The organism is Pseudomonas allii, from assembly GCF_055380095.1.
Map to the genome: position 1 here is coordinate 211382 of NZ_AP039450.1, position 12056 is coordinate 223437.

Annotated in this window: 9 protein-coding genes and 1 pseudogene; 8 read left to right on the forward strand and 2 right to left on the reverse strand. The window is 61.9% G+C overall.

Features of this window, described 5'->3' with window-relative positions; all coding sequences use genetic code 11:
• Positions 1–206: 206 nt before the first annotated feature.
• The 4 genes from ACZ445_RS00980 to ACZ445_RS00995 are packed head-to-tail and all read left to right on the forward strand — an operon-like array spanning position 207 to position 3133.
• On the forward strand, positions 207–872 hold the full coding sequence (locus tag ACZ445_RS00980) for an amino acid ABC transporter permease (RefSeq protein ID WP_003187615.1): 666 nt from the start codon (positions 207–209) through the stop codon (positions 870–872).
• Positions 853–1512 carry an amino acid ABC transporter permease gene (locus ACZ445_RS00985; RefSeq protein ID WP_058424835.1) on the forward strand — a complete coding sequence of 220 codons (660 nt, stop codon included), beginning with the start codon at positions 853–855 and terminating at the stop codon, positions 1510–1512. Before ACZ445_RS00980 ends, ACZ445_RS00985 begins: the two co-directional genes overlap by 20 nt.
• Positions 1509–2285 (forward strand): amino acid ABC transporter ATP-binding protein, encoded by a 777-nt coding sequence (locus ACZ445_RS00990; RefSeq protein ID WP_058424834.1) that lies wholly within the window; start codon positions 1509–1511, stop codon positions 2283–2285. The genes ACZ445_RS00985 and ACZ445_RS00990 overlap by 4 nt, the downstream gene beginning before the upstream one ends.
• Positions 2282–3133: a transporter substrate-binding domain-containing protein gene (locus ACZ445_RS00995; protein WP_058424833.1), complete on the forward strand. Its 852-nt coding sequence runs from the start codon at positions 2282–2284 to the stop codon at positions 3131–3133. Before ACZ445_RS00990 ends, ACZ445_RS00995 begins: the two co-directional genes overlap by 4 nt.
• Positions 3134–3426: 293 nt before the next feature.
• Here ACZ445_RS00995 and ACZ445_RS01000 read toward each other — a convergent pair.
• Positions 3427–3582, reverse strand: a pseudogene (locus ACZ445_RS01000) (AAA family ATPase); the annotation flags it as partial.
• A 115-nt stretch (positions 3583–3697) separates the two neighbouring features.
• Here ACZ445_RS01000 and ACZ445_RS01005 point away from each other — a divergent pair.
• The 4 genes from ACZ445_RS01005 to ACZ445_RS01020 all read left to right on the forward strand — a co-directional run bounded on the left by ACZ445_RS01005 (position 3698) and on the right by ACZ445_RS01020 (position 11302).
• Entirely contained in the window at positions 3698–4780 is a 1083-nt protein-coding gene (locus ACZ445_RS01005; protein WP_464707913.1) for an efflux RND transporter periplasmic adaptor subunit, read from the forward strand.
• The gene (locus tag ACZ445_RS01010) at positions 4777–5847 is read left to right on the forward strand and encodes an efflux RND transporter periplasmic adaptor subunit (RefSeq protein WP_464707914.1); all 1071 of its coding nucleotides are present in this window, start codon (positions 4777–4779) and stop codon (positions 5845–5847) included. Before ACZ445_RS01005 ends, ACZ445_RS01010 begins: the two co-directional genes overlap by 4 nt.
• Entirely contained in the window at positions 5844–8900 is a 3057-nt protein-coding gene (locus tag ACZ445_RS01015) for an efflux RND transporter permease subunit (RefSeq protein WP_310863143.1), read from the forward strand. Before ACZ445_RS01010 ends, ACZ445_RS01015 begins: the two co-directional genes overlap by 4 nt.
• 227 nt (positions 8901–9127) lie before the next feature.
• Positions 9128–11302 (forward strand): glycoside hydrolase, encoded by a 2175-nt coding sequence (locus tag ACZ445_RS01020; protein WP_464693877.1) that lies wholly within the window; start codon positions 9128–9130, stop codon positions 11300–11302.
• A gap of 116 nt (positions 11303–11418) precedes the next feature.
• On the opposite strand, the gene ACZ445_RS01025 is transcribed toward ACZ445_RS01020, so the two are convergent.
• A complete protein-coding gene (locus tag ACZ445_RS01025; RefSeq protein WP_058424827.1) occupies positions 11419–12045 on the reverse strand; it encodes a class I SAM-dependent methyltransferase in 627 nt (208 codons plus the stop codon).
• Positions 12046–12056: the final 11 nt, after the last annotated feature.

A 12056-nucleotide genomic window follows, 5' to 3' on the forward strand; every position in this document is an offset into this window, starting at 1 on the left:
CGATCCCTCGAATCTCAGACCTCCAAACCATAGCTCTCACCCGCCAAACCCGCGAACCCGCCGGTTATCTTTTTGGGTGATATCAATATTCTATTTAGGTATTTAAAGTTTGCTTTTTATACCTTTAAAGTTCGCGCTAGCCGGCGTTACCCACACCGGATCGGATTGCGCTCGCTGCATTACCCTTGCGGCGTCATGGACTGGAAATGACCTTCGATTTCGCTTTTATCCTCAGCACCCTGCCGGCGTTCCTGAAGGCCGTGGGGGTGACGCTGCAAGTGGGCCTGATCGCTATTGCCACCTCCCTGCTGGTGGCGCTGATCAACGCGGCGCTGCTGGTATTTCGCACGCCGTACCTGTCGCGCCTGGTGGCGCTGTATGTGGAGCTGGCGCGTAACACGCCGCTGCTGATCCAGCTGTTCTTTGTGTATTTCGCGCTGCCGGCACTGGGCTTCAATATCTCCGGGTTCTGGGCGGCAATCATCACCATGACCTTCCTCGGCGGCGCGTACCTCACCGAAGTGCTGCGCGCCGGTGTGGAAGCGGTGCCGCTGGCACAGATCGAGTCGGGCAAGTCCATCGGCCTGTCCGATTGGCAACTGCTGCGCCATGTGATCCTGCCCCAGGCCGGCATCCTCAGCCTGCCGGCGCTGTTCGCCAACTTCATCTTTCTGCTCAAGGAGACCACCGTGGTCTCCGCCGTGGCGGTGCCGGAGATTCTCTACACCACCAAGAGTTACATCGCGCTCTACTACAAGACCTACGAAATGCTCGCCGTTCTGACGCTGATTTGCGTGTTGCTGTTCTTGCCGCTGTCGCTGCTGCTCAGCCGCCTGGAAAGGAGGCTCCAGCATGGCCAGTTCGGGTCTTGAGTTGCTGTGGGTGTCGTTGCCGCAACTGGGCAAGGGCGCTGCGCAAACCCTGTCGATTTCGTTCTTGAGTATCGCTTTGAGCACCGTCGGCGGCGTGCTGTACGGCGTACTGCGCACCTTGAACAACTGCCTGATCAACGGCGTGCTGCGGGTGTACCTGGAATTGTTCCGCGCGATCCCGGTGCTGGTGTGGCTGTACCTGGTGTTTTTCGGCTTGCCGATTTTCTTTGGTTTGAGCATTCCGAGCTTCTGGTGCGCGGTGTTGGTGCTGTCGCTGTGGGGCGCCAGCGAAGTGGGCGAGGTGGTGCGCGGCGCGTTGCATTCGCTGCCCCGTGGCCAGCGTGAAGCGGGCTTGTCGATTGGTTTGTCAGGTCCGCAGTTGTACGGCTACGTGCTGCTGCCGCAAGCGCTCAAGCGCATGACGCCGCCGACCATCAATGTCTACACGCGCATTATCAAGACCAGTTCCCTCGCGGTGCTGATCGGTGTGGTGGACGTGATCAAGGTCGGCCAGCAAATCATCGAACGCACCTACGAGTCCGTGTTGATCTACGGCGTGCTGTTCCTGTTTTTCTTCTTTATCTGCTACCCGTTGTCGGCTGCCTCCAAGGTGCTGGAACGGCGCTGGGGCCAGGCATGAACGCATTGATCGAGTTCCAGGATTTCAACAAATTCTTTGGCGAGGCGCAGGTGCTCAAGGGCATCGACCTGAGCGTGCAAAGCGGTGAAGTGGTGGTGATTCTCGGCCCCAGCGGTTGCGGCAAAAGCACCTTGCTGCGTTGCCTCAATGGGCTGGAAGTCGCCCATAGCGGCAGCCTGCGTTTCGCCGGCAAAGAGCTGTTGGACAAAAGCACCGATTGGCGCCAGGTGCGCCAGGACGTGGGCATGGTGTTCCAGAGCTACCACCTGTTCCCGCACATGAGCGTGCTCGACAACATCCTGCTCGGCCCGCTGAAAGTGCAAAAACGCGACCCCCGTGAAGCCCGCGAACAGGCGGAAAAATTGCTGGCCCGCGTCGGCCTGGCGGACAAGCGCGATGCCTTCCCGCGCCAGCTCTCCGGCGGCCAGCAACAACGCATCGCCATCGTCCGTTCGCTGTGCATGAACCCCCAGGTCATGCTGTTTGACGAAGTCACCGCAGCCCTCGACCCGGAGATGGTCAAGGAGGTGCTCGAAGTGATCCAGGGCCTGGCCCGCGATGGCATGACCCTGCTGATCGTCACCCACGAAATGGCCTTCGCCCGCGCCGTCGCCGACCGCGTGGTGTTCATGGAGGCCGGTCGCATCCTCGAACACAACACCCCCGAGGCATTCTTTACGAACCCGCAAACCGCACGCGCGCAGCAGTTCCTGGAGAAGTTCTCCTTTGTTTCAACACTGCCGAAGAAAACCCAGGAACTGGAGCTGATATGAAAAAACTACTGCTGCCACTGTTTGCCGTCGCCCTGCTCGCCGGCTGCGATAAAAAGGCCGAAGAGCCTGCAAAACCGGTTGCTGCCGCAAGCTACCTCGACAAGATCAAGGCGCGCGACAAGCTGATCGTGGGTGTATTCACCGACAAGCCGCCCTTTGGTTTCGTCAACGAAGCTGGGCGCTACGTCGGCTTCGATACCGACATCGGCCGCCAGTTCGCCAAGGACCTGCTGGGCGATGAAAACAAGGTCGAGTTTGTGGCCGTCGAACCGGCCAGCCGCATTCCGTTCCTGCAAAGTGACAAGGTCGACCTGATCCTCGCCAACATGACCGTGACCCCGGAGCGCAAGGAGGCGGTGGACTTCACCAACCCCAACCTGAAAGTCGCGGTGCAAGCCCTGGTGCCGAATGACAGCACGGTAAAAAGCCTGGATGACCTGGCCACCCGCACCACCATCGTCACCACCGGTACCACCGCCGATATCTGGCTGACCAAGAACCACCCGGACTGGAAACTGCTCAAGTTCGAGAAAAACTCCGAGTCGCTGCAAGCGTTGTCCGCTGGCCGTGGCGATGCCTATGCCCAGGACAACCTAGTGCTGTTCAGCTGGGCCAAACAGAACCCGGGCTACCGCGTGCTGGAAGAGAAGCTCGGTGATGAAGCGCCGATTGCGCCGGCCGTGAAGAAAGGCAACATCGAACTGCGCGATTGGGTGAATGCCGAGTTGGCCAAGTTGGGCGAGGAGAAATTCCTGCTCAAGCTGTATGACCAGTATGTGCGTAAAGAGCTGAGCGATGACACCAAGCCTGAGAGTGTGATTGTCGAAGGCGGGAAGTGGCAGGGCTGATCCCTTGCTCTTGTGGTGACTGATCTACCGCTTTCGCGAGCAAGCCCGCTCCCACATTCGCCCGCATTCCAAAGGTGGAACTCGGTTAAATGTGGGAGCGGGCTTGCTCGCGAAGAGGCCCGCCCAGCCACCACTTACTCCGGCCAATGCCAGGCGGGGGCATCCAATATCCCCTGCCCGACGATCCGGGTTTCCCCCAGCCCCTTCTCCAGCACAATCGAATTACACCCCTCGTCCTGCTGCAACGCCGCAATCAACCGGCTGGCTGCCGGGACGCCTGGATAATCAGACGCGCCCTGGGCGGTTTCCGCCAAAAGACGCAGGGCGCGGTACAGGTTGTACTTACCGCTGCCGTTAGGGCCGGTGATCAGGTTCAACCGGTCCAGGGGCACCACCAATTTATTGATCGAGCGGTAATTGGCCACCGCGAGGGTCTTGAGCGTGGGCATCCAGTCGCCTTGGGAACCATTGGAGTATGGGAGCCTCCATGCAGATAAGGAACCCTGAACTAAGCTCACAGTCGCATACACACTGGCACGTCGGCATCACGCAAAAGGAGCCTGCATGGGCGCTCGCATTTCCACCTGTATTCTCGGCCTTGGCCTACTGGCGCTGTTGAGCGGCTGTGGCGAGGACAAGGCTGAACCCAAGGCCCATTCACGGGTGTTCGTGCAGACCGTGCAGCCGGCGGATTTTGCTGCGGCGGTGACTCTCACGGGTGATATCCAGGCCCGGGTGCAAACCGATCTGTCCTTCCGTGTCGGCGGCAAGATCATCCAGCGCATGGTGGACGTGGGCGACCGCGTGACCGCCAAGCAAGTGCTGGCCAGGCTCGATCCCAAGGACTTGCAGACCAACGTCGATTCCGCCCAGGCCCAGGTCGTGGCCGAACAGGCGCGGGTCAAGCAGACCGCCGCCGCCTTCGTGCGCCAGGAAAAACTCTTGCCCAAGGGCTACACCAGCCGCAGCGAATACGATTCCGCCCAGGCCGCATTACGCAGCAGCCAGAGCGCCCTGGCTGCCGCCCAGGCCCAACTGGCCAACGCCCGCGAGCAACTCGGTTACACCGCGCTGATCGCCGAAGCGCCCGGGGTGATTACCGCGCGCCAGGCCGAAGTCGGCCAGGTGGTGCAGGCCACCGTGCCGATTTTCAGCCTGGCGCGGGATGGCGAGCGTGATGCGGTGTTCAACGTCTACGAGTCCCTGCTGATGGAACCGCCGCCGGATGCGCCGATCACCGTCAGCCTGCTGGATAACCCCAGCATCAAGGCTGTGGGCAAAGTCCGGGAGGTCACCCCGGCAGTGGCCGCCAACACCGGCACCGTACAGGTCAAAATCGCCCTGCAAGCCTTACCCAAGGGCATGGAGCTGGGCTCAGTGGTAAGCGCCACCGCCAATGGCCCGGCCAAGGCCAGTATCGAATTGCCGTGGGCCGCGCTGACCAAAGACCTCAGCGAACCCGCCGTGTGGTTGATCGACGGCGATGGCAAGGCGCAGCTGCACAAGGTCACCGTGGCGCGCTACCTCACCGGCAAAGTCATCATCGGCGACGGCCTCAAGGGGGGCGAAAAAGTCGTGGTGGCCGGCGGGCAATTGCTGCACCCCGGCATGATTGTCGAGATCGCCCAGCCTGGAGCCCAGCCATGAAGCGCCTTATGGGGATACTCGCCGCCAGCCTGTTGCTGGTGGCCTGCTCCAAGGAAGAACCGCCGCCCGAGCCCGTGCGCCCGGTACTGTCCATGGAAGTGAAGGCGGAAGACCAGGAAAACCTCGGCCGTTTCGCTGGCACCATCCAGGCCCGCTACGAAAGTAATTTAGGCTTCCGCGTACCCGGCCGCATTGCCCGCCGCGCCGTGGACGTGGGCGCCGAGGTGGAAAAGGGCGCCGTGCTCGCTGTGCTCGACCCCACCGACCAACAGAACCAATTGCGCTCGGCCCAGGGCGACCTGGCCCGCGTGCAGGCGCAATACATCAACGCCCAGGCCAATGCGCGCCGCCAGCAGGAACTGTTCAACCGTGGCGTCGGCGCCCAGGCCCAACTGGATATCGCCCAGACCGACCTGAAGACCACCCAGGCTTCCCTCGACCAGGCTAAGGCGTCGGTCAACCAGGCCAAGGACCAGCTCAACTACGCCGAATTGCGCACCGACCACGCCGGTATCGTCACCGCCTGGAATGCCGAGGCCGGCCAGGTGGTCAGCGCCGGCCAGCAAGTGGTGACCCTGGCGCGCCCGGATATCAAGGAAGCGGTGATCGACCTGCCCGCCGGCCTCGCCGAGCGCTTGCCACCGGACGTGGTGTTCCTGGTTGCCGGTCAACTTGACCCCAGCGTGCACACCACCGCCATCGTGCGCGAGATCGAACCCCAGGCCCAAAGCGCCACGCGCACCCGGCGTGCGCGCCTGACCCTGGCCGAAACGCCGCCCGCGTTCCGCCTCGGCACGGCGATCAGCGTAACGTTGAGCACCGCCATCGCCCCGCGCATCGAAGTGCCCCTGAGCGCCTTGCAGGACGTCGACGGCAAGACCCGCATCTGGCTGCTCGACACCCAGAGCAAGACCGTGCAACCACGCGACATCAGCGTGATCAGCCGCGATGCCGACAGCGCCTTGCTCAACGGCGGCGTCAAACCCGGCGAGCGCATCGTCACCGCCGGCGTGAACAGCCTGAAACCCGGGCAAACAGTCAAAATCGACGAGGACAGCCCGCGATGAAAGGGAGCTTCAACTTATCCGACTGGGCGCTCAAGCATCAGTCCTTCGTCTGGTACCTGATGTTCGTCGCGCTGCTGATGGGCGTGTTTTCGTACATGAACCTGGGCCGCGAGGAAGACCCTTCGTTCACCATCAAGACCATGGTGATCCAGACCCGCTGGCCGGGCGCGACCCAGGAAGAAACCCTCAAGCAGGTCACCGACCGCATCGAGAAAAAGCTCGAAGAGCTCGACTCCCTCGACTACGTGAAAAGCTACACCCGGCCGGGCGAGTCCACGGTATTCGTGTTCCTCAAGGACACCACCAGCGCCAAGGACATCCCCCATATCTGGTACCTGGTGCACAAGAAGATCGACGACATTCGCGGCAGCTTCCCACCGGGGTTGCAAGGACCGTCGTTCAACGATGAGTTCGGTGATGTGTTCGGCTCGGTGTACGCCTTTACCGGCGATGGCCTGTCGATGCGCCAGTTGCGTGACTACGTGGAGCAGGTGCGCGCCGAGATCCGCTCGGTGCCGGGGCTGGGCAAGGTCGAGATGATCGGTCAGCAGGATGAAGTGATTTACCTGAACTTCTCCACGCGCAAACTCGCGGCACTGGGGATTGACCAGCGCCAGGTGGTACAGAGCCTGCAATCGCAGAACGCGGTGACGCCGGCTGGGGTGATCGAGGCCGGGCCGGAGCGGATTTCGGTGCGCACCTCGGGGCAGTTCGCCTCAGAAAAAGACCTGGCCAACGTCAACCTGCGGCTCAATGACCGGTTCTACCGCCTGGCGGATATCGCGGACATCAGCCGGGGTTATGTGGACCCGGCGCGGCCGATGTTTCGCTTCAACGGCAAGCCAGCCATCGGGCTGGCGATTGCCATGCAGAAGGGCGGCAATATCCAGTCGTTCGGCAAGGCCCTGCACGAGCGCATGGACGAACTCACCGCCGACCTGCCAGTGGGCGTCGGTGTGCACAAGGTATCCGACCAGGCGGAAGTGGTGGAAGAGGCGGTCGGCGGCTTTACCAGCGCCTTGTTTGAAGCCGTCATCATTGTGCTGGTCGTGAGTTTCATCAGCCTGGGCATGCGCGCCGGGCTGGTGGTGGCGTGCTCGATTCCGTTGGTGCTGGCGCTGGTGTTCGTGTTCATGGAATACAGTGGCATCACCATGCAGCGCGTGTCCCTCGGTGCGCTGATCATCGCCCTCGGCCTGTTGGTGGACGACGCGATGATCACCGTCGAGATGATGATCACGCGCCTGGAAAAAGGCGAGACCAAGGAACAGGCGGCGACCTACGCCTACACCTCGACGGCGTTCCCCATGCTCACCGGTACGCTGGTGACCGTGGCGGGGTTTGTGCCGATCGGCCTCAACGCCAGCTCGGCGGGCGAGTACACCTTTACCCTGTTTGCTGTGATAGCCGTGGCGATGCTGGTCTCGTGGGTGGTGGCGGTGCTGTTTGCGCCGGTGATCGGCGTGCATATCCTGAGTGCCAACGTCAAACCTCACAATGCAGAGCCGGGGCGGATCGGGCGCGCTTTCAATGGCGGCATGCTATGGGCCATGCGTAACCGCTGGTGGGCGATTGGCATCACCGTGGCGCTGTTCGCGGCGTCGGTGTTTTCCATGCAGTTCGTGCAGAACCAGTTCTTTCCCTCGTCGGACCGCCCGGAGATTCTCGTCGACCTGAACCTGCCGCAAAACGCCTCGATCAACGAGACGCGCAAGGCTGTCGACCGCCTGGAAGCGATCATCAAGGACGACCCGGACATCGCCCGCTGGAGCACCTATATCGGCCAGGGCGCGATCCGTTTCTACCTGCCCCTCGACCAGCAACTGGAAAACCCCTACTACGCGCAGTTGGTCATCGTGAGCAAGGGCCTGGAAGAGCGCGGCGAGTTGATCGCGCGTCTGCAAAAGCGCCTGCGCGACGACTTCGTCGGTATCGGCAGCTACGTGCAGCCGCTGGAAATGGGCCCGCCGGTGGGTAGGCCGATTCAGTATCGCGTGTCGGGCAAAGACACCGACCAGGTGCGCAAACACGCCATCGAACTGGCGACCCTGCTGGACAAGAACACTCACCTGGGCGAGATCATCTACGACTGGAACGAGCCGGGCAAAGTGCTGCGCATCGACATCGCCCAGGACAAGGCGCGGCAACTGGGGCTGTCGTCGGAAGACGTGGCGCAGTTGATGAACAGCGTGGTCAGCGGATCTTCGGTGACCCAGGTGCACGATGATATCTACCTGATCAACGTGGTCGGCCGTGCCGAAGATGCTGAACGCGGTACGCCGGAAACCTTGCAGAACCTGCAGATCGTCACGCCCAACGGTACCTCGATTCCGCTGCTGGCCTTCGCCACCGTGCGCTACGAGCTGGAGCAGCCGCTGGTGTGGCGTCGCGACCGCAAGCCGACTATCACCATCAAGGCCTCGGTGCGTGATGAGATGCAGCCAACGGACTTGGTGAAACAGCTCAAGCCGGAGATCGACAAGTTCAGTGCCGGCCTGCCGGTGGGCTACAAGGTTGCCACCGGCGGCACCGTGGAAGAAAGCGGCAAGGCCCAGGGGCCGATTGCAAGCGTAGTGCCGCTGATGCTGTTCCTCATGGCGACGTTCCTGATGATCCAGCTGCACAGCGTGCAGAAGATGTTTCTGGTAGCGAGCGTCGCGCCGCTCGGGCTGATTGGCGTGGTGCTGGCGCTGATTCCCACGGGCACGCCCATGGGCTTTGTGGCGATCCTGGGGATTCTGGCGTTGATCGGCATCATCATCCGCAACTCGGTGATCCTGGTGACGCAGATTCATGAATACGAGGTGGCCGGCTATACGCCGTGGGATGCGGTGGTGGAAGCCACCGAGCACCGGCGCCGGCCGATTCTGCTCACTGCGGCGGCGGCGAGCCTGGGCATGATCCCGATTGCCCGGGAAGTATTCTGGGGGCCGATGGCGTACGCGATGATCGGCGGGATCATCATCGCGACTTTGCTGACGTTGTTGTTCCTGCCGGCGCTGTACGTGGCCTGGTACAAGATCCGCGAACCCAAGCCGGAGCAACGCGGTTAACCAGAAAAAATGCAGATCAAAAATGTGGGAGCGGGCTTGCCCGCGATAGCAGTCGGTCAGTCAACAATGAAGTGGCAGATCCACCGCAATCGCGCGCAAGCCCGCTCCCACATTTGGATCTCCATAGGGCTGGGGGGCTGTGAGAAATTTCCTGAAATTTCTATCACTGCCATGTCAGGCAGCAGTCTGTTTTACCCTCCCGACCTCCACCCAACCGGTCGAACGTTATGAACTGGCATCGTCATTGCTTACTGCTCTGCACATTCCTCATCTCCCCGCTGGCCCTTGCGAGCACTGTCCTTGAAAACCCGCTGTGGCGCGTCGAACTCGACCCCGCGACCCTCTCCATCCGCGTCACCCCCAACGGCCAGGCGCCGGTGCAGGCCAGCAGCGGCGTTGCTGCACGCGCAGTCAGCGAACTCGTGCAGAACGCCCAACAAGCCAGTTGGCAGTGGGGGGCCTTTCGTGTGGCAGCCAGCCTTGCGCAACGCGACCTGACGCTTGCCATCACCGCGCACGAACCCGCCGAATTGAAGATCCTTCAACAACCCGCCAGCGCCTTTGGGCAGGGGCTGATGTGGCCATTGGCCGAAGGGCATTACGTGCCCGCCGACAACGCTGTATGGACAGCGTTTTTGCAGGAACAAGGAGACCTCAACACTACCCAAGACCTGAGCCTGCCGCTGTGGGGCCTGGACCACGGGGGCTTCACCTTGAACTGGTTGCTGACCAACCCCTACAACAATCGCCTGCGCTGGCAGGAAGGGATGGCACTGTCAGTGGCCCATGAGTTCACCGCGCTCGACCCTGCTGCGCCGATGACCCTGCTGTTGCACCTGGGGGAGGCAGATCCCTTGGCCGGCGCCAAGCGCTATCGCCAATGGCTGGTCGAGCAAGGGCGTTATGAACCGCTGGCTGACAAGCTGCGGCAGACGCCCGAAGCACAGAAGCTGCTGGGTGCCAGCCATGTCTACCTGTGGGGCAATGACCTGCTGGCAGCCGAGGATGTGCGTGACTGGCCGTTGTTGCTCAAGCGCCTGCGTGGCCATGAACTCAAAGGCTTGCTCGACCAGGAGTCGGCGAAGATCCTGGCGCAGGCCACGGCCTTGAATCGCTATGAGCAGACGGTGCTGCTGCGCGGGCTGAACGCGGCCATCAACCGGAAGGCCAGGCAGAGTTGGCAGGTAGATGAGCCTGACATGCCGCGCCTCGCAGCACGTTATGGTGAGCTGCGCAGCGAGTTGGCTGTCGCGTTTGCCGGGGCGCTGAGTGACGCCCCTCAAACTTGGGGCAGCGGGGCGATCCAGTCGCTGCGTGACTCAGGTCTTTCACGCTTGCTGCTGACCCTGGGCGAAGGCTGGGAGGGCGGCCTGTGGCACCCCGAAGCCATACGCGCCGGGGTCGATGCGGGTTACCTGATGGCGCCCTACGATTCCTATGAAACTGCGTTGTCCGCCACGGAAAATCCGGATTGGACCACCGCCCACCTGGGCAGCAGGGCCTACCGCGAGTGCGCGATTGTGCTGAAGGATGGCAAGCTGAAAACCGGCTTCCAGCAGTCCGGCCACTACACTGACCCGCGCTGCGTGCGGCCTCTGTTGGAGGCCCGCGTAAAGGCAGTGCAGGCCAAGGCTGGCTTCAACGCGTGGTTCCTCGACGCCTATGCCACCAGCATGGTGTTCGACAGCTACCGCGACGGCGCCCTGATGACCCAGGCGCAAAACGCCGAGGGCAATATCGACGCCTCGCGCTGGCTCAACACGGTGCTCAAGTTGCCAACCGGTTCCGAAGACGGCAATGCCCTCACCGCCCAGGGCATCCTGTTCGCCCACGGCATGCAGACGCCGGTGATTGGTTGGGGTGATCGGGATATGACCCAAGACAAGCAATCGCCCCATTACGTGGGCAATTGGTACCCGCCGGAGCAGCCGACGGTGTTCTTCAAGCCGGTGTCGCTCAAAGAGCCGTTTCGCACGGTCCACTTTGAACCGAGCATGCGCCTGCCGTTGTACCAGGCGGTGTTCCACGGCTCGGTGATCACTACCCACCACTGGCTGTTCGACAGCCTGAAGCTGAGCAATGTGCAGGCTGAAAACGAGCTGACGCAACTGCTCTACAACGTGCCGCCGCTGTATCACCTGAGTGCTTCGACCGTTAAGCAGCGGCTGCCGCTGATCCTGCGTCAGGATCGGTTTTTCCGGCCGCTGCACCAGCGTTTGGCGACCCAGGCGATGACGGATTTTCGTTGGCTGACGCCGGACAGGCAGGTGCAGCAAACCACCTTTGCCGATGGGACGCGGTTGGTGGCGAATTTTGCTGTCGAGGAAAAGGAGGGTTATGCCGGGCGCAGTGTGACTGCATATGGGGTGGGTGAGAAACCGCTGGTGTATCAGGTGGAGTAGGGTTGCCTCAGCAGGCGTTATCGGGGGCAAGCCCCCTCCCACAGTTTGATTTGTGAATACATTTAAAATGTGGGAGGGGGCTTGCCCCCGATGGCGTCAGACCAGACAACGAAAATCTACAGCTTGCGCCACACACTCGCCAACCAGGGCTGCTGCTCCCTGGGCAGCCCAGCCGGCCGGTAGTAATGCTCCAACTCCACAAACCCGGCTTGCGTCAGCAGTGATTGCCACGCCGCCAGGTCGTGATAAGACCCATACCGTGGCCCATTCCAGCCTTCCTGGTTCTCACCCCGAGGGTTGGAACTGAACAACACGCCGCCCGCTTTCAACGCGCCATGCAGTTGCTTGAGCACACGCGGCAATTCCTGCTTGGGGATATGAAACAGCACCGCGTTGGCGAAGACCCCGTCGAAGCGTTGAGCCGGCAGGTCCAGCTTGAGGAAGTCCTGCTGCAACACTTCGCAGCCACTGTCCTCCCGCGCCATCTGCGCAAAGCGCTCCGAGCCGTCCAGGCCTACGGCGATATGCCCCATGCGCGTGAAGGTCTGCAAATCACGCCCCGGTCCGCAGCCGAAATCCAGCACAGTAAACGGCGCCGTACCCTGGATATGCCTCAGCAAGGCATCGATGTTCTGGCTCACATCGTGATCGCGGGTGCCTTCACGGAAGTCCTCGGCCACTTTGTTGTAGTGGCCGAGGGTGGTGGCGGTGATGGTGCTGAGGTCGTCGGGCTTGAGAGTCATGACGGGTAATA